The sequence below is a fragment of the Candidatus Methylopumilus planktonicus genome, from assembly GCF_006364715.1.
Lineage (GTDB): Bacteria > Pseudomonadota > Gammaproteobacteria > Burkholderiales > Methylophilaceae > Methylopumilus > Methylopumilus planktonicus_A.
This window is the reverse complement of sequence record NZ_CP040984.1, coordinates 1,171,563-1,190,570: the sequence shown is the minus strand read 5'-3', so window position 1 is coordinate 1,190,570 and position 19,008 is coordinate 1,171,563. Positions and strand designations below refer to the sequence as shown.

Below are 19,008 nucleotides of genomic sequence, written 5' to 3'. Positions count from 1 at the left end.
ATTATGTTACTCATGATTGATAATTACGATTCATTTACTTATAACCTTGTTCAGTATTTGGCTGAGCTAAAACAAGAGGTTGAAGTGTATCGTAATGATGAGATCACGATTGACGAGATTAAAAAAAAGAATCCTCAGTATATTGTATTGTCCCCAGGGCCCTGCACACCGAATGAGGCAGGCATTTCCTTGGAAGTGGTGAATACATTTAAAGGCGAGATTCCAATATTAGGGGTTTGCTTAGGTCATCAAACAATTGGCCAAGCATTTGGTGGAAAAATTATTCATGCCAAAACATTAATGCATGGTAAAACTTCACAAATTCACCATACAAATCAAGGCGTTTTTAAAGACCTAAAAAATCCGTTTACAGCGACACGTTATCATTCCCTTGTGATTGATCGCGCAACACTTCCTAGCTGTTTAGAAGTGACGGCATGGACCGATGATGAAGAAATTATGGGTGTCCGTCATAAAACATTACCGATCGAAGGTGTTCAGTTTCATCCAGAATCAGTCCTTACCGAACATGGCCACGATCTATTAAATAATTTTTTAAAAGCATATGGCTAACATAGACTCAAAAGAATTATCTGTGAAAGATTTTATGCATTCTTTAATGTCAGGCGTATTAAGTGATGACATTATTGAATCTTATGTATTGGCTCTTAATGAAAAAGGAGTGACCGCAGAAAATATTTTTGATGCAGCAACCGTGATGCGTCAATTTTCAAAGCAAGTGGTGATTAAGGATAAAACATATTTAGTAGATACCTGTGGCACAGGTGGCGATGGCATACAAACTTTTAATGTGTCAACCTTAAGTGCAATTGTTGCAGCAAGTGCGGGTGTGAAAGTAGCCAAACATGGGGGCCGTTCAGTCTCATCTAAATGCGGCAGTGCTGATGTATTAGAAGCATTAGGTGTTAAAGTGAATTTAACGGCTGAGAAAGTGGCTTCCCTTGTGAGCGAGATTGGCATTGCCTTTATGTTTGCACCGAATTTTCATCCAGCGATGCGATATGCAGCACCCGTTCGAAAAAAATTAGGCATTAGAACGATTTTTAATGTTTTAGGCCCTTTAGCTAATCCAGCATTCGCAACGCGACAAGTATTGGGTGTTTACGATAAGTCGCTCACGCAAACCATGGCAGAGGTGTTGTCAAAATTAGGAAGTGAACATGTCATGGTAGTGCATGGCGAAGATGGTATGGATGAAATTTCTATCGCAAGCCCCACCACTGTAACAGAGTTAAAAAATAAAACGATTACAACCTATACCATCAAGCCAACTGATTTTGGATTAGATTTAGCAGATCTTAAAACGATTCAGGTAGAAAATGCAGATGCATCAAAGGCTATGATGATCGATGTGTTAAATGGTAGTCATGGTGCCCATCGCAATATCACCACTCTTAATGCAGGCGCAGCCATTTATGTCAGCGGCATTACTTCAACTTTAAATGAAGGTATTGAAAAAGCTGCGTCAGTGATTGACCAAGGGTTAGCTTTGAAAAAATTAGAAGCACTGAAGGTGGCATCCCATGGCTAATATTCTTGATACGATCATTGCCACTAAATTCGAAGAAATTAAAGACTCGCAAAAAATTAAATCACTTCATCAATTACAAGATGAAGTGAAAAGCGCTTCTCAACCTAGAGGTTTTATTAAGGCAATTGAAACGCAACTCTTAAAAAATAAAGCGGCTGTCATTGCTGAAATTAAAAAAGCGAGTCCTTCTAAAGGCGTCATCAGAGAAAATTTTAATCCAAAAGAGATCGCCATCTCTTATGAAAAAGGCGGTGCTACTTGTTTATCAGTACTTACTGATCAAAAATATTTTCAAGGCCATGCTAATTATTTAAAAGAAGCGAGAGCTGCATGCAGCCTTCCCGTATTGCGCAAAGATTTTATGGTGGACCCATATCAAATTTATGAAGCACGCGCGATGGGCGCTGATTGCATTCTGCTTATTGTTGCAGCTTTACCTTTAGATTTGATGCAAGAGCTCGAAGAAATTACACATAGCCTAGGTATGAATGTATTAGTTGAAGTGCATAATCAGGAAGAGCTCGATTTAGCATTGCAACTAAAGACTAGTCTTCTAGGCATTAACAATCGTAATTTAAAAACATTTGATGTTTCTTTGCAAACAACCTTTGATTTAATAAGAAATATAAGTTCAGATAAAATTATTGTCACTGAATCTGGTATTTTTACCAAAAAAGATGTGAGCTTGATGCAAGACCATGATGTTAATACTTTTCTAATTGGAGAGGTTTTTATGAGAGAATTTGATCCAGGACAATCGTTAAAAACTCTATTTAAATTTTTGTAATTAAAGTTGAGATATGGAAGTTATTAGTAAAAATTATAGAGAATTACAAAAAGAATTGCATTTAAATCCGGATTACGGAGTAGCTTCCCTGCATTATGCTCCTATAGTTGCCAACTTAATTAGAGCGTTAAATATCAAATCTTTATCTGATTATGGTGCAGGCAAGAAAAATTTATTTAAAGGCTTGACTAAAGAAGGCATAACTTTAGACGATTACTATCCTTATGATCCAGCCTTTGAAGAATACGGTGAGCCTAAAGTTGCTGATCTTGTTTGTTGTATAGATGTTTTGGAACATATAGAGCCAGAGCTAATTGATAATGTTATAGAGCAATTATCAGAAATTACAACAGAATTTGGATTTTTTACTGTTGATACAATGCCTGCTATGAAAATTCTTTCTGATGGGCGAAACGCACATTTAATCCAAAAACCTAATTCTTGGTGGCTGGCTAAATTTATTAAATATTTTGATCTTTTACATTTAGAATCGAAAAAAGGATCTTTCTGGCTTGTAGTAAAACCAATTTCAAAATGAAGACTATATTAAACAATAGGCCGAGACGAATGCGCAAGGATGAGTTCTCTCGTCGATTGATGCGCGAATATTATTTGCGTACGGATGATTTAATTTATCCTGTGTTTGTCATGGAAGGACATCAAAAAGAAGAGGCGATTCCATCCATGCCAGGCATTAAACGTCAAAGTATTGATCTTATTATTGACACCGCAAAAGAATGTTTTAAATTGGGCATCCCTGCGATTGCATTATTTCCAGTTATTGATGCAAAATTAAAAACAGAAGATGCAAAAGAAGCTTATAACCCGGAAGGTCTTATTCCAAGAGTGGTAGCTTTATTAAAACAACATGTACCTCAGCTTGGTGTCATTACAGATGTAGCGCTCGATCCTTATACAAGCCATGGTCAAGATGGTTTAATTGACGCATCAGGTTATGTGCTGAATGACGAAACAGTAGCAGTCCTTATCAAGCAAGCTTTAAGTCATGCAAAAGCAGGGGCTGATATTGTGGCACCATCTGACATGATGGATGGCCGCATTGGCAAAATTCGCGAGGCATTAGAAAGAGAAGGGTTTGTTCACACAAAAATTTTAGCGTATTCCGCTAAATATGCGTCCTCATTCTACGGTCCGTTTAGAGATGCGGTAGGGTCATCAAAAAATTTAGGTAAGAGTGACAAGAATAGTTATCAAATGGATCCAGCAAATACCGATGAAGCTTTAAGCGAAGTCGAGCTTGATATCAATGAAGGTGCCGACATGGTGATGGTGAAACCGGGACTGCCTTATCTTGATATTGTGTATCGTGTGAAAACTGCCTTTGGTGTTCCAACTTACGCTTACCAAGTAAGTGGTGAATATGCGATGCTTAAAGCAGCTTCACAAAATGGTTGGTTAGATGAAAAAGCCGTTGTGATGGAATCCCTCTTGGCTTTTAAACGCGCAGGGGCTGATGGTATTTTAAGTTACTATGCGATGGAAGTTGCACGCTGGCTTAAAGCTTAAGTAACATCTTGGTTTCTTCAATCGATGCTTTTAATTTATTTATTTTTAAATCATCGACGTGATAAATAAGCAGTTCAATAGGCCCCATGGAGCCTTCAAGTTTTAATATCGGAATAATTTTTTTATCTTGCATCGGATCTTTGGTGCGAGATTTTCGGTCTCGTGTTTCGTATGCGATATTGTGATTGAGTAAAAAAAACTCTACTTCCTTCATTGAGTCCGCATAGATCTGGATATGAATAGTAGGATATCGGCCTGCCGTGCCATCTAAAGTGCCGCCTGTTAAATGCGGATTAAAAGCACTTAATCTTTTCATCAAACTTAATGCTTCAAGTCTTAATACTTTAAGACGCTCCTCATGTTCTTCATCAAAAAAAATGGCCTGATGCTCTTTGATAGCGTCATTGATTTCATCGTTTGAAGGCAAAGCGTCCCCATCCATAAGCCCAAAAAATTTAGCTGCTTTACGTTTTGCGAATGCGTAATCGCTGATCCCTTCTTCGGCCATCATTTGAGCGGCTTTATGTGCAACTTGGAATCGAATGTGTTTACTTTGCCTTGCCATATAAAACACTTTTTTAAAAATTAATTGAGGAGATGTATCTCGTTATGTGGTGGAAATTCTGAATAGAAATATTCATTCACACCTTCTTCATTTTCGTTAGCCGGGGTACCAGTATCTGATTTAATTTTGCGAATCATGACGCCATCAGGCATCGCATAATTTTGTACAGGAACATCTTTGAGAGCAGTCTGCATATATTTAATCCATATAGGGAGTGCAGCTTGAGAGCCTGTTTCATCCCTACCTAATGATTTAGGCTGATCAAATCCAATCCATGCAATGGCAACTTGTGAAGGCGTGTAACCTGCGAACCAGGCATCTACTTGATTATTTGTGGTACCTGTTTTGCCTGCAATATCTGATCGACCTAATGCCTTAGCTTTTTGAGCGGTTCCTTTATTGACCACATCTTGTAAAAGGGTCGTCATGATAAATGCATTTCTAGGATCAATGACACGCGGCGTTTCTTCATTTTGAAACATCGTATTGGTTTGATCGATGACTTGACCCTGACTATCAACCATCTTTTCAATAAGATAAGGTTTTTTAAGATAACCTCCATTTGCAAATACACCATATGCAGTTACCATTTCGATAAGCGTGGCAGAGCCAACACCTAACCCCATAGATAAGTACGCAGGATGATTTGCAGGATCAAAACCAAAGCGTGATGCATAGTCTTGCGCATAGGGAGCGCCAATTGATTTGAGTATACGAATGGCGACTAAGTTTTTAGATTTTGCTAAACCATTACGAAGTCTGATATACCCATCAAAATCATTATCATAATTTTGTGGATCCCAATCCATACCGCTTCCTGTTTCAGCTGCTGAGAAATGAAGTGGCGCATCATTCACAATGGTGGCAGGTGTAATACCTTTTTCCAAGGCTGCAGAATAAATAAAAGGCTTGAAAGTTGAGCCAGGCTGGCGTTTCGCTTGAGTGACATGGTTATATTTATTCCGATTAAAATCAAAGCCGCCAACGAGTGCTGAAATGGCACCCGTTTGAGGATCCATTGAGACTAATGAGGCTTCCACTTTAGGAAGTTGCACCACCTCCCAATGTTTATTTTTTTGAATCACACGAATAATAGAGCCTGGTTTAACTTTTCTATTTTTAGGGTCTTTGTCGATTAAAGTTTTTTGAATAAGCGCTAAGCCATCATTTTTAATATCAACCATGTCACCTTTTTTAGTGAAAGCTTGAATATATTTAGATTCAGCTTTAATAACCACGGCTGGAATAAATCCGTTGTATTCTTCTATGCTATCAAGTGTATCGACTATCTTATTTTTTTGATCTTCGAATTTTTTTCCTTCCAAATCAATCGTTTTTTCAGGGCCTCGATATTCATGGCGACGATCGTAATCCAAGATGCCTCTTAATACCGCTTCATTAGCCGCCTCTTGGTTGGCTTTCTTGATGGTGGTGTAAACCTTAATACCGCTTGTATAGATATCATCTTTATATTGATCGTAAAGTACTTGTCTTACCATTTCGGATGCATGGTCAGCCATTAAATCTCTAGATTGTCGTGACTCCTTGAAATGAAGCGTTTGATTCATCGCTTCTTCAAAAGCTTTTGGATCAATAAATTCATAACGCAACATATTTTTTAAGACTTCACGTTGACGTTGAATGGCGCGTTTTGGATTGGTAAATGGGTTGTAGTTTGAAGGTGCTTTAGGAAGGCCGGCTAAAAGAGCACATTCAGCCAAGGATAATTTTTCTAAAGGCTTGCCATAATAGACGAGAGCTGCTGCGCCAAAACCGTAGGCACGCTGACCCAAATAAATTTGATTAATATAAAGCTCTAAGATTTGATCTTTGTTCAGATTTTTTTCTATCTTGTAGGAAAGAAAAACTTCACTGATCTTACGACGTAATGTTCTATCGGATGATAGAAAAAAATTGCGCGCAACTTGCATCGTAATCGTGCTCGCTCCTTCATGAGAGGCACCTGCTAGATTTTTGACAATCGCCCGTCCAACTCCAACGGCATCAACCCCTTTGTGTTGATAGAAACGACGGTCTTCAATTGCCAAAATGGCATTCTTCATTTTTTTTGGCACATTACGAATCTTAATAAAGGCACGACGCTCTTCACCAAATTCAGCCATCAGAAATCCGTCTGAGCTATAGACTCTTAAAGGTAGTTTAGGACGGTATTCTGTCAGCGATTCGAGGGAAGGTAATGAGGGCATGACTAAAGCAATAGTTAAGGCAATCAATGCTCCCATGGCTGCCAAGCTTATGAAAAACCACATCATGAGACGTTTAATGAGAGTAGGTTTTGCCATAAGTCTTTTTATATGAGATTTAAGATGGATGAATGGACCTTATTATAAAAGGTGTTGAAGATTATTTGTAGGCAATTCGAACCAGAACTTCATTAATCCCTTAAAATAATCAGTATTCTTGAATATAAAGCTAGTTCGTCATGGCAACGATTAATGACAATATTTTTTTTGTGGGACTTATGGGCGCAGGTAAAACGACCATAGGTAAATTGTTAGCCAAAAAACTTAAAAAAACTTTTTACGATACTGATCATGAAATTGAAAAAAAATTAGGTGTTAAAGTTTCTGTGATTTTTGAACTCGAGGGCGAAGAAGGCTTTCGCAAAAGAGAAACGCAAATGATTGATGAACTTTCGAGTAAAAAAGATATTATTTTAGCTACAGGCGGGGGTGCAATATTAAGTGAAGAAAATCGAGTGCTTTTAAAAGAAAGAGGTAAGGTCATCTATCTAAATGCCAAACCTCAACACTTAGCAAAGCGCATGGCTTACGATAAGGATCGCCCACTTTTACAGCAGGGTAATATGTTAGAGACCTTAAATCAGTTATATAAAGATAGACATCCTTTGTATTTAAATGTGGCGTCATTTGTCGTCGATACTGGACAGCAAAAAACCCAAACGATCATTAATAAAATTGAGTCATTATTAAGTTAAGTACATGCAAACACTTCATATTCAACTAGAGAATCGATCCTATCCCATTTACATTGGAGAGGGCTTGCTGTCTCAAATTAAACTCATCGAATCTCACTTAAAACAAAAACATGTTGCGGTTGTGACCAATACAACAATTGCACCTTTATATCTTGATCCATTGCTATCTCTTTTAAAAAAGCATGACATTAAAGCGTTTCCGATTATCTTGCCCGATGGAGAATCTTATAAGAATCAAGAAACCTTAAATCTTATTTACGACGCACTTTTAAAAGAAAAATGTGAACGCACTGTGACGCTCATTGCATTAGGGGGCGGTGTTATAGGTGACATGACAGGATATGCTGCTGCGACTTATTTAAGAGGCATTCCTTTTATACAAATCCCCACCACACTTTTATCACAAGTAGATTCATCCGTCGGTGGCAAAACGGGTATCAATCACCCCATGGGTAAAAATATGATTGGTGCTTTTTATCAGCCGCAATGTGTGATTGCAGATATTGACACTTTAAAAACATTAGCTCAAAGAGAATTTTCAGCAGGCATGGCAGAAGTGATTAAGTACGGATTGATTCGCGATGAAACATTTTTTACTTGGCTTGAAAAAAATATTGATGGCCTCATGAAATTAAATCCATCACTTTTGATTGAAGCTATAGAGCGCTCATGCCAAAACAAAGCCGATGTGGTGGAAATAGACGAACATGAATCGGGTATACGAGCCACATTAAATCTGGGGCATACTTTTGGGCATGCCATTGAAAATGCCATGGGCTATGGTGTGTGGCTTCACGGTGAAGCGGTAGCAACCGGTATTGTGATGGCAGCTCATTTATCAAAACTCATGGGATGGGTAAAGGGTGAAGAATTTACTCGCATCATTAAACTTTTAAAAGAAGCCAAGCTTCCAACTGATCCCCCAAAGATAAGTGAGGATCAATATATGGAACTCATGAGTATGGATAAGAAAGTCGTGGATGGAAAAATTAGATTGGTGTTACAAAAAGGTATTGGCGACGCTGTGATCACAAGTGATTACGATACGAAACATTTAAAGACCACACTTCAAACGTCAAATTTTTCAGCATGATGAAGTTGGCAGCATACGCCGCGCATCCAGAACAATCTCGCGGCCGGCGTTTTAAAGAAGAAATCTCAACTATAAGAAATGATTTCCAGCGCGATCGAGACCGCGTCATCCACTCGACTGCCTTTAGGCGGCTTGAATATAAAACTCAAGTGTTTGTCAATCATGAAGGTGATTTATTTAGAACGCGCTTAACGCATAGCTTAGAAGTCGCCCAAATTGCTAGAAGTATTGCCAGAACCTTAAATCTTCATGAAGACTTAGCAGAAGCCATAGCCTTAGCGCACGATTTAGGTCACACACCTTTTGGACATGCAGGACAAGATGCCTTAAATCGTTGCATGAAAGAATATGGTGGCTTCGAACACAATCTTCAGTCACTTCGTGTCGTTGATCTTTTAGAACAGCGATATGCAGAATTTGATGGACTAAATCTTACCTTTGAAACAAGGGAAGGCATCCTAAAACACTGTTCTATTAAAAATGCTGAAAAATTAGGCGATGTAGGTCAAAGGTTTTTAGATAAAACAGAAACGACGCTTGAGGGGCAGATTGCAAATTTTGCGGATGAGATTGCTTACAACAATCACGATATTGATGATGGCATCCGTTCAGGACTTTTAACGATCGATCAATTGATTGAGGTTTCTCTTTTTAAAGAGCACGCCTTAAAAGTAAAAGCACTTTATCCCGATTTATCTCAAAAAAGACTTGTCCATGAAACCATTCGACGCATGATCCATCATTTAGTCGATGATTTATGTCGAACCAGCCTCTCATATATAAAGGTATCAAAACCCAAAACTGTGGACGAGGTAAGGCTCAATGGTCCCATGATCGATTTTTCGACCGATATGGCAGAAAAACAGCTTGAGCTAAAACAGTTCCTAAGAAAGTCTTTATACCTTCACCCTAAAGTGACCGAGATGACGGACAAGGCAGTAAAGACCATTGAGGGTTTATTTAAGGTATATATGGACGACTTAAACTTAATCCCTTCTGATTACCAATCTATCGGCAAAGAGGAAAAACCGCGGGTTATTGCGGACTATATTGCGGGTATGACGGATCGCTATGCAATTCGTGAGTATGAAAAGTTATTATAAATCAATAACTTAAAATAATTTTGTTGTAAATTTGCAACAAAAGCCTACAAAACTTCACAAATGTCGTAAAAAACACTAAAAATACTTGCGACGCACTCATTTGATGGTTCATACTTCATCTACCTTCTTGATGAAGCTTTTATTCATTGGGAAAGTTCGCGAACTTTCTCATCAAGCAATTGATGAGGTTTTAAAAACAATAGGAGAAATATATGAACAAGAATATTAAATTAGCAGTGGCTGGTGCTGTTTTAGCAATGTCAGCAACAGCAGCTAATGCTGGTATTATCATTCCAGCAGGTGAATGGACATTGGACATCAACGGTAACGTGAACGCTTTCATGAACTTTACTAAAGGTAAAGATAATAATGACATAACTGGAGGTGTTGCCCTTGCACGAACAGAAGAAGCAACTGGAAGCAGCACAGTAAAAGGCATTAACACAGGTCTATTACCAGCATGGATTGGTTTTACTGGTAAAACACGTCAAAACGATTTAGATGTTGAATTTACAATCAGCTTGCAACCAGGTGTTTCAGCAAACGATATCTCTGGTGACGGTGCTTTCGTTGATGGCACAACAGCATCAAACGGCTCTAAAATGCTTAATCGTCAAACATACGTATCATTTGGTGATAAGTCATGGGGTTCTTTCAAGCTAGGTAAAGATATTGGTATTTTTGCTCAAGACGCAATCTTGAATGATATGACATTATTAGGTGTGGGTTCTGGTGCTGGTCTTTCAGGCTCGTCAGCAAACACAACTAACGGTGGTATCGGTACCGGTTACCTTTACGCTGCATGGAAAGGTCAAGTTGCTTACACAACGCCAAATATGAATGGTTTCCAAGCAACAGTTGGTTTAACTAACCCAAATATGGGCGGTTTAACTACTAGCCAAGATCGTTTTGGCTTTGAAGGTAAGGCTTCTTACTCATTTGCAGCAAACGATATGACAGGTAAGATCTGGGTTTCAGGTCTTTCAAATAAAGTTAACACTAATGCAGTTGATGCGGTTGAAACACTCTATGCAGCATTAGGTACCGGTTCAGCTATCACTACTGAAGTTCGTGCTGGTGTAGCTGCAGTTCCTGCATATGAATACACAGCAAGTGTATTTGATATTGGTGCTAACTTGAATGTTGCAGGATTTGGCTTAACAGGTTACTACTATGATGGTCGAGGCGTAGGTACAACTCTTGTCGGCGCAGCCGCAATCAGTGCTGACGGTGCAAGAAGAGACTCAAATGGTGGCTATGCTCAGGTAACGTATGTACTCCCAGTTAAAACGAAGTTGGGACTTGCATATGGTACCTCTAGACTTGACATGGCAGGTAATGATGTTAATACTCTCCTAAAAACTAATGACAGAGTGACACTTGGTGCTTATCACCCACTCACTAAACATTTAAATTTAGTAGCTGAGTATAACCACATCACATCTGAAAGCCATGCTGGTGCTGAGAACAAGTCTTACACTGGTTCTTTAGGTGCGATTTTATTCTTCTAAGATTAATTTCCTAGTAGTTTAAATAACTAAAACGGCATCTTTTAAAGATGCCGTTTTTTTTAATGTGAGTGATTTAAAATTGAATCAAATAAATTTAGACCTATTATTTAAAGAAGCAGAGAATTTCTTTTCTGTAGGGGATTTTGACGGATCGGAAAAAATATTAAAATCTATTTTAGACAATTATCCTAATCATCCTGATGCATTAAGTAATATTGCAACAATATTGTTTGCACAAAATAAAAAATCTGAGTCCGTTGTATTTTTAAAAAAGTTACTTCTGCAAGATCCCGAAAACTATCTTATACATTATCGATGCGCAATTGCCTTAGCTGAACTAGATCAGCTTGAAGATGCAATTTTTCATTGCAAGGAAGCAATAAAAATTAATCCTGAATATCTTGAGGCTTATGAACATTTAGCAAACATATACGAGTTTCAGAATAAAAAAAATGAACAAAAAGAGATTTATAAAAAAATTATAGATTTAGATAAAAGTCATGAGAGTGCTTATCTGAATTTAGCTAATCTTTATCTTAATGAAGGCAAGTATTTTGAATCAATAATTCTCTTAAATGAGATTAACGATCTGACTCCAAATTTGCCTGCAGTACAATGTTCATTTGGCAGAGCATATTACCATTTAGGTAAATTCGAAGAGGCAAAAAAATATTTCCACTTGAGCAATAAATTAAATCAATTCTACTCGAATCCAATTTATATGTTGGGTATTATGTATGACGCGCAAGGCCATTTTGAAAAAGCAACAACTCATTTTTGGAGGGCTATAAACATTGATAAATTAAACTTAAATCAAGAAAAAAACACTAGGTATAAATCTGAGGATAAAAACAACCATCGCCTTGCGTTAGCATCAAGCTTAATAAGAAAAGGAAATTATCTGCAAGGCTTTGATTTTTATGAATCCAGATTAAACATAAAAACCAGCATACTAAATATTTATAATTTAGATCCAAATAGTTGGATAAATATTAAACCAAACTCATCAATTAAGATATTGAAAGAGCAGGGCATTGCAGATCAGATTTATTATAGTAGATATATAGATTATATTTTAAAAATTGCATCAAAATTGACTATTTGCATAGATGAAAGATTGATTCCAATCTTTAAAAGAACATATAAAGATAAAAAAATTGAATTTATAAATTCAAATCCGGATCATATAGATAATGAGTTTGATTATTTTATTCCTCTGGCTTCATTAGCAAAAATTAATCTTAAAAATGAGATTAATTTAAATGAAATTAAACCTACGAATTTAATTGTGAGTGATGAGATTGTAATTAGTCAACCATTTAAATCTTCACCTGTAATTGGAATTTCCTGGAGAAGTAAAAGTATTACGATGGGTGAAAGATCGAGCCTTAAACTTGAAAATTTTTTAGAAATATTTGAGGGTATAAATGTAACGATAATAAATTTACAGTATGGTGAATTAACAAAAGATGAAATATTCACTCTTACCAAATTTAATAATATTACTTTTTTAGATTTTAGTGAAATTGATAAGTTTCATGAAATTGATAAATTAATATCATTGATGCATGTATGCGATTATGTCGTAACAATAGATAATATTACCGCTCATTTGGCCGGCGCGATTAATAAGAGATCTTTTATTTTACTTCCAAAAGTTGCCGATTTTAGATGGGGAATGAAACATAAGTTTAATTCTCTTTATCCATCTATAGAATTAATTAGAAGTAAAAAAATTAATGACTGGAAAGAGGTGATAATTTATTTAAATAAGCGTCTTAAAAATTTTACAGTCAGGTTAGAGAATTAGTATGATAATACTAGGACTTCATTTTGGTCACGATGCAAGTGTCTCAATTATTCAAGATGGACAATTGTTAATTAATTTATATAGAGAGCGTCATAATAGAGTTAAGCATGCTGCAACATTAGATATAAATTTAGTAGATCAAGCTCTAAATGAAGCAGGATTAGAAATTAATAATATTGATTATGCAGCTATTACTTCAACCCAATGCTATGAAATTATTACTAATGAGCCTAGTAGTTTTTCGGTTGCGTATGGGAATAAATCAGTCACAAACATACCCTGTAGCTTAAGAGATCTTTTGGAAAAAAATAATGAGACAATAGAAAAATTATGCAATGGATCCTCTTTCTTAAGTGCTGTATTTAATAGTGAATCTGACTATCATAGAAAACTATTTCCAGAATCTCAAGGCAAAAAAATAAATGATTTTAATTCTCTCCCATATCTTTCAGACTATATAGATTTTCCTGGTATTTGGGGAGTCCGTAAAACTTTAGAGGAAATGGGTCAAACTAATTATGAATTCTTTAAAAACAATGAACAGGCTCGCCATGGATTTCACTATCCAATAACTTTAAATTTTAGAGACCATAAAATTGCAGGTTTTATGATTCAGCATCATGCGTGTCATGCTGCTTCTGTTTATTATTTATCTGAATTAAATAATGCAGCTATCATGACGCACGATGGGGCTTTTTATAGATTTGGTCATAATAATGGGATGTACTTTTATGGCGACCATCATAAAATTTATCCAATTACACCCCACCACTTAGCTGTGGGTGATTTTTATGATCAAGTTGGAAGTTTTTTAGGGTTTGACCTCTTTGGAGCTGCTGGCAAATTGATGGGATTGGCACCCTACGGCAAGCCTAGATTTTTTGATAAAAAATTTGTAGGTAACTCGTACAATCTTTTAAAAAATAATTTAGGCGATTCAACAGCTCAAGCATGGATTGATCACTGTCTCCAGATGGCTAAAATGATGAACTATAATTTCTCATCTTTGAGCCAATTGGATAAAATTACCGATCCCATAAATGCCGACATTGCAGCAAGCACTCAAAAAGTATTTGAAGAGACCATAGTGCTTGCCTCTCAAAGTCTTCACCGACTAATGTTTGGCGTTGGAGTGAATACAAAAAATTTATGTTTTGCAGGCGGTGTAGCTTTAAATTGCCCAGCAAACTCAAGATTACACAGAGAAAGTCCTTTTGAGAAGATTGTGATAGAGCCTAATTGTGATGATTCAGGACTTGCAGTTGGAGCTGCTTTTTATCTCTATCATAATATTTTAGATAATCCCTTAGTAGAGTCGCCTCAAGGAAAACTTGTGAAGCCTTATTATGGGGCAAAGTATTCAAAAGAAAGTATCGAAGGAGTCATTAATAAATTTAGTCAAACTCATAATATTAAATATAAAAAAATTTATAACGCAAGCGAGAGTGCTGCAACAGATTTAGCGAATAATAAAATTATTGGATGGTTTGAAGGAAGAAGTGAAGCGGGACCTCGAGCATTAGGACATCGATCTATATTGGCCGATGCAAGACAAAAAGATAACTGGAAAAAAGTGAATGATGTAAAAAAAAGAGAACATTGGCGCCCTTTTGCCCCAGCATGCTTGGAATCAGAATTACATAAATGGTTTCTAGGCTGCCCTCAAACCTCCCCTTATATGTTATTTACTGGACATGTCACTTCGCAAGAAGTGCCTGCTATCACACATATTGATGGCTCAGCCCGCATTCAAAGTGTAAATGAGTCTTGCGGAGACTTTTATAATTTATTAAAAACTTTTGATAAATTAACAGGGGTGCCTATTGTATTGAATACTTCATTCAATGGACCAGGAGAGCCCATTGTTGAGAGCGCACTAGATGCACTTAATTTTTTAGTTAATACAACGTTAGATATATTATATATATCTGGCTTTAGGATTGTGAGAGGCTAGAAAAATTTTATGAAGTTACTTAATTCAAATCTTTCATTAAATCCAACATTTAAAGATGCCAATGGTCCTTGGCTCATAGACGTAAAAGAGAATCAATTTTTTGATTGCTGGTTAGGTTCTGGCACATTAATTTTCGGACATGAACCCTTAAATCTATCTCCTCATCACACAACCTTGCTTCCAGAAGGCCCTCAACATTTAGAGGAGATAATCAATTTATTATCTGAGGCATGTCCTTTTAATCCAGGCGGATTTGGCTTTCAAACAAGTGGCTCTGCCGCAATTCATAGAGCTTGTAGGATAGCAAGAGCAATTACAAAGAAAAAAAAGATTGCTGTTTTTTCTCATTTTTGGCATGGATCAGACGATAGCTTCCTATTTAGTGGGCCTGAAAAAAAGCAAATATCTTTAGGTATTCCTTTATCATCTCAAGCTGAAATAGTTTGGTTTAATTCAATAGATGATTTTTTAAGTCAATCTCATTCGGAATTTGCAGCTTTAATATTTGAGCCTTACCAAGGGTCAGATCCTTCAATACAAACCATTAAAGTCACAAGCGAATTAAGGTCTCAATTAAAAGAAAAAAATATAATATTAATTGCAGATGAAGTCATTACAGGATTTAGATCTCAATATGGAGCATCTTTGCCTTCTAGAGAAATTATTCCAGATATTATAGTTTTCGGAAAGGTCATTGCCGGAGGATTTCCTTGTGGCGTAGTGGCATTTAACGAAGAAATTGAACAAAGGCTCTCTGAAAAAGATTTTTTCTGGGGAGGAACGTTTGCTGCATCACCGATTCAATTAAATGCTTTAAAATTAAATCTTATAAGACTGAAGAGCCTTGACTACTCTAAGATTAAGGAAAATTTAACTGATCTTGTAGCGTATTTGCGAGATATTCTGATTGATAGCGAAAGTGAAATAAAAGCTAACAGTGGATTTGCAAGAATTTATTATGTGAAGCCCTCAACAAATGAGGATTTAACCTCAAGAGGCTTCAGGAATAAAGTAGATGTTACTGCCCCAGAATTATTAATAAAAAATAAAATTTTTATTAATAGGAATGGGTTAATATTTCCATCGATATTTAATATTCGAGATTGTTTAAAATGAAAATTGAAAAAACAAAAATAGACTCCGTGAAAATTACTGAACAAACCAAAATGAATATTATCAGAAAATCTGATTTTGTTGATGATGTTCAAATTACGAATAAAGGTACGCCACTTTTTAGCTGGATTGATATTAGTCTAACGGAGCTATGTAATCGATTATGCGTTTTCTGTCCGCGAATCGATTCAAATGTGTATCCAAACCAGAATTTACATATGAGCTTAGGACTGCTAGATAAAATTAATGAAGAATTGGTGAATTTAAAGTATCGGGGTGGAGTTGTATTTTGTGGTTATGGAGAGCCGCTTCTTCACCCACAAATTAAAGAGATAATTAGTATCTTTGGAAATGAGATACGGACAGAGATAGTTACAAATGGTGACAAGCTTTCGGTAGATCTAATTCTCGATTTATTTGATAGGGGCTTAAGCTTCTTATGCGTCAGTATGTATGATGGACCTCATCAGGTTAAATACTTTACTGACATGATGAATGGCGCTGGCTTAAATAATGATCAGTATATTTTAAGAGATCGTTGGCATACAGAGGAAGATCAGTTTGGATTAAAGCTTACCAATAGAGGGGGTACAATTAATTTTGGTGAAAAAGTTATTACCGGTGTTAAGAAGCCATGTTTTTACCTCGCATATTCATTAGCAATCGATTGGAATGGAGACATGGTTCTTTGCGTTCAAGACTGGCAAAAAAAAATTAAATTAGGTAATGCAAGCCAAGACAACTTGTTGGATGTCTGGGAAAGCCCAAGAATTACTAAGCTGAGAAACAAATTAATTCAAGGCGATCGATCAGATTCCCCATGCAAGGATTGCAATACAGACGGTACGTTTCATGGTTTTAATCATGTAGAAAAATGGATGAGTATCAAATAAATGAATAAAGATATTACCTATGACCAGGTGCACACAAAGGAAAAGCAGGAATTACTAAAGGTTAAAATGAATGAGGTAGCTGAGCTTATTCATAAAAAATACAGCCTGCCAGAAAAAGTTCATACTTGCCCAGTTTGTTTATCAAAAAAGATCAATTTTTATGTTAACAAATTTGGCTTTAATATGGACAGATGTAATGATTGTAATCACATTTTTACAAATCCATTTCCATCTGAAGATGCGCTAAATTTTTATTACAATAGCGATTTGAAGAAATTTGAAAATAAATTCTTTGAGGATTCTTTCGAAAAAAGAATACCTATTTTTACGAAAAGAATAGAAATCATAAATAAGCTATTAGGTGAAGGCGCTATTCTTGATGTTGGCTCGTCTATTGGCATATTCATAGAGGGGCTTAAGAGAAATCATACAAAGCTAGAAATAACAGCGTGTGATTTAAATATAGAGTCTTGTGAAAAATTAAAACAAAAATATAAAGATATTAAAGTTATTCATAGCGACGTCCTTAAAATAGAAGAAACAAAAAAATTTGAAATTATTACTTTATGGGATACATTTGAACATATAGTTTCTCCAAAAGAGCTTTTAGAAAAGATTTTAAATTTACTAAAGCCTAATGGTTTTTTTATTTTTAGCACTCCCAATACCGCAAGTTATGAGTGGAATATAATGAATAAAGAACATATTCAATTATTACCGCCAGGCCATGTAAATTTATACAACAAAGATAATATTAAACTGCTCGCAACGAGACATAAATTTAATGTTCTAGATGTGTTAACTTTAAATGCATCCCTGGATTTAACTTATGTGAAGAAAGAGATCGATTTAATAGTAAGTAAAAATCAGATAAATGAGCAGTTAAGTAATTTTATTAATTATCAGCAGGCACTTCTTGAAAACCCTTTAATATTTGATTCAATTGCATCTTATTTAATTGGCCAAAGGGAAGCTGGAAATATGGTCGTAATTCTCCAAAAATGAGTGACAAATTTATTTTTGATGAGATCGATGGCGAATTTAAATTTATAGGCGATTTCGAAGGTTTTTATAAATCAGTTGGTGACCCCTGGGGTCAATCGAGTTTATCCGATGATAAACAAATGGATGAATTTTATATTAGATCAAGATCTAATTTGCTGAAAAGATTAAAATTAATTAAACCTATCATTAACAAAGCCCAGCCTATGATAGAAATAGGATGTGGCTTAGGCTATGTAGTTAATTTAATCTCAACCAATCTCGATATAAATGTTATTGGATTAGATATTTCTGAGACAGCAATCGAAAAAGCAAAATCTCTTTTCCCTAATAATCAGTTTATTGTCCATGATATTTCTATAGAAAAAAAATCTTTTGCAACTCCGTCCGCCGTAATTTTATCTAATATTTTGTGGTATATATTAGAAGATATCGAGACTATTTCAAAAAATATCATTAATTTATTTCATCCTTCAAACAGTTATCCTAAGGTAATAATTCAAAATGCATTTTTCAAAGGAAATCAGAGGTATGGTAAATCTATTTGCGATGGCTTTGAGGGGGCAATTAAATTATTTCATTTAAATTTTAAAAAATTGGGGCTTGAAATTGAGCAGATAGAATCTTTTTTGGATGAGGACGATAAAATGAAATATGACGATGGGATTATTATTTTTTCTTTGAGGAAGATTGATCGTTAACTTCATTCCCCAATAATCTTGACGAGCACTCTTTTTTTGCGGCGCCCATCAAATTCACCATAAAAAATTTGTTCCCAAGGACCAAAATCAAGCTTCCCGGAAGTCACGGCCACAACTACTTCGCGACCCATAATCTGACGCTTTATATGAGCATCTGCATTATTTTCACCTGTATCGTTATGGCGATAGCTACTCACAGGCTCATGAGGTGCAATAGCCTCTAGCCATTCCTTGTAGTCATGATGTAAGCCTGATTCGTCATCGTTAATAAATACACTGGCTGTAATATGCATGGCATTGACCAATACAAGACCCTCTTTAATGCCGCTTTCTGCTAAGCATTCTCTAACATCAGGTGTGATGTTTGTAAAATGCATTCTAGCTGGTGCATTAAACCAAAGTTCTTTACGATAGTTTTTCATATGAAGATATCCTTAC

The 19,008-nt window shown here is 35.9% G+C and carries 18 protein-coding genes; 15 read left to right on the top strand and 3 right to left on the bottom strand.

Going from position 1 to position 19,008, the window contains the following annotated elements:
* The first annotated feature begins 3 nt into the window (after positions 1 to 3).
* Genes FIT63_RS06230 through hemB form a run of 5 tightly spaced genes read left to right on the top strand, consistent with a single transcriptional unit; the run spans position 4 to position 3,866 of the window.
* Positions 4 to 573, top strand: a complete 570-nt coding sequence (locus tag FIT63_RS06230; protein ID WP_140007032.1) for an anthranilate synthase component II — start codon at positions 4 to 6, stop codon at positions 571 to 573.
* Complete coding sequence (gene trpD, locus FIT63_RS06225; protein ID WP_140007031.1) at positions 566 to 1,552, top strand: anthranilate phosphoribosyltransferase; 987 nt, start codon at positions 566 to 568, stop codon at positions 1,550 to 1,552. The genes FIT63_RS06230 and trpD overlap by 8 nt, the downstream gene beginning before the upstream one ends.
* The gene (gene trpC, locus FIT63_RS06220) at positions 1,545 to 2,339 is read left to right on the top strand and encodes an indole-3-glycerol phosphate synthase TrpC (protein WP_140007030.1); all 795 of its coding nucleotides are present in this window, start codon (positions 1,545 to 1,547) and stop codon (positions 2,337 to 2,339) included. The genes trpD and trpC overlap by 8 nt, the downstream gene beginning before the upstream one ends.
* 13 nt (positions 2,340 to 2,352) lie before the next feature.
* Positions 2,353 to 2,877 carry a hypothetical protein gene (locus FIT63_RS06215; protein WP_140007029.1) on the top strand — a complete coding sequence of 175 codons (525 nt, stop codon included), beginning with the start codon at positions 2,353 to 2,355 and terminating at the stop codon, positions 2,875 to 2,877.
* Positions 2,874 to 3,866, top strand: a complete 993-nt coding sequence (hemB, locus tag FIT63_RS06210) for a porphobilinogen synthase (RefSeq protein WP_140007028.1) — start codon at positions 2,874 to 2,876, stop codon at positions 3,864 to 3,866. Before FIT63_RS06215 ends, hemB begins: the two co-directional genes overlap by 4 nt.
* Here the strand turns inward: hemB and FIT63_RS06205 are convergent.
* Both FIT63_RS06205 and FIT63_RS06200 read right to left on the bottom strand, forming a co-directional pair.
* On the bottom strand, positions 3,856 to 4,431 hold the full coding sequence (locus tag FIT63_RS06205; protein ID WP_140007027.1) for a hypothetical protein: 576 nt from the start codon (positions 4,429 to 4,431) through the stop codon (positions 3,856 to 3,858). The genes hemB and FIT63_RS06205 overlap by 11 nt on opposite strands.
* Before the next feature lie 20 nt (positions 4,432 to 4,451).
* Entirely contained in the window at positions 4,452 to 6,734 is a 2,283-nt protein-coding gene (locus FIT63_RS06200; protein ID WP_140007026.1) for a penicillin-binding protein 1A, read from the bottom strand.
* A 140-nt stretch (positions 6,735 to 6,874) separates the two neighbouring features.
* On the opposite strand from FIT63_RS06200, the gene FIT63_RS06195 reads away from it, so the two are divergent.
* The 10 genes from FIT63_RS06195 to FIT63_RS06150 all read left to right on the top strand — a co-directional run bounded on the left by FIT63_RS06195 (position 6,875) and on the right by FIT63_RS06150 (position 18,570).
* The gene (locus tag FIT63_RS06195) at positions 6,875 to 7,390 is read left to right on the top strand and encodes a shikimate kinase (protein ID WP_140007025.1); all 516 of its coding nucleotides are present in this window, start codon (positions 6,875 to 6,877) and stop codon (positions 7,388 to 7,390) included.
* 4 nt (positions 7,391 to 7,394) lie between these two features.
* Positions 7,395 to 8,483 carry a 3-dehydroquinate synthase gene (aroB, locus tag FIT63_RS06190; RefSeq protein WP_140007024.1) on the top strand — a complete coding sequence of 363 codons (1,089 nt, stop codon included), beginning with the start codon at positions 7,395 to 7,397 and terminating at the stop codon, positions 8,481 to 8,483.
* Entirely contained in the window at positions 8,480 to 9,586 is a 1,107-nt protein-coding gene (locus FIT63_RS06185; RefSeq protein WP_140007023.1) for a deoxyguanosinetriphosphate triphosphohydrolase, read from the top strand. The genes aroB and FIT63_RS06185 overlap by 4 nt, the downstream gene beginning before the upstream one ends.
* A 212-nt stretch (positions 9,587 to 9,798) precedes the next feature.
* Complete coding sequence (locus FIT63_RS06180; protein WP_140007022.1) at positions 9,799 to 11,097, top strand: porin; 1,299 nt, start codon at positions 9,799 to 9,801, stop codon at positions 11,095 to 11,097.
* 64 nt (positions 11,098 to 11,161) lie between these two features.
* Positions 11,162 to 12,907: a tetratricopeptide repeat protein gene (locus FIT63_RS06175; RefSeq protein ID WP_140007021.1), complete on the top strand. Its 1,746-nt coding sequence runs from the start codon at positions 11,162 to 11,164 to the stop codon at positions 12,905 to 12,907.
* Between the two features lies 1 nt (position 12,908).
* Entirely contained in the window at positions 12,909 to 14,861 is a 1,953-nt protein-coding gene (locus FIT63_RS06170; RefSeq protein ID WP_140007020.1) for a carbamoyltransferase C-terminal domain-containing protein, read from the top strand.
* A gap of 9 nt (positions 14,862 to 14,870) precedes the next feature.
* Complete coding sequence (locus FIT63_RS06165; RefSeq protein ID WP_140007019.1) at positions 14,871 to 15,977, top strand: aminotransferase class III-fold pyridoxal phosphate-dependent enzyme; 1,107 nt, start codon at positions 14,871 to 14,873, stop codon at positions 15,975 to 15,977.
* On the top strand, positions 15,974 to 16,867 hold the full coding sequence (locus FIT63_RS06160) for a radical SAM/SPASM domain-containing protein (protein WP_140007018.1): 894 nt from the start codon (positions 15,974 to 15,976) through the stop codon (positions 16,865 to 16,867). Before FIT63_RS06165 ends, FIT63_RS06160 begins: the two co-directional genes overlap by 4 nt.
* Positions 16,868 to 17,872: a class I SAM-dependent methyltransferase gene (locus tag FIT63_RS06155; protein ID WP_140007017.1), complete on the top strand. Its 1,005-nt coding sequence runs from the start codon at positions 16,868 to 16,870 to the stop codon at positions 17,870 to 17,872.
* Entirely contained in the window at positions 17,869 to 18,570 is a 702-nt protein-coding gene (locus FIT63_RS06150) for a class I SAM-dependent methyltransferase (RefSeq protein WP_140007016.1), read from the top strand. The genes FIT63_RS06155 and FIT63_RS06150 overlap by 4 nt, the downstream gene beginning before the upstream one ends.
* A gap of 2 nt (positions 18,571 to 18,572) precedes the next feature.
* On the opposite strand, the gene FIT63_RS06145 is transcribed toward FIT63_RS06150, so the two are convergent.
* Positions 18,573 to 18,992 (bottom strand): secondary thiamine-phosphate synthase enzyme YjbQ, encoded by a 420-nt coding sequence (locus tag FIT63_RS06145; protein WP_140007015.1) that lies wholly within the window; start codon positions 18,990 to 18,992, stop codon positions 18,573 to 18,575.
* Positions 18,993 to 19,008 lie beyond the last annotated feature (16 nt).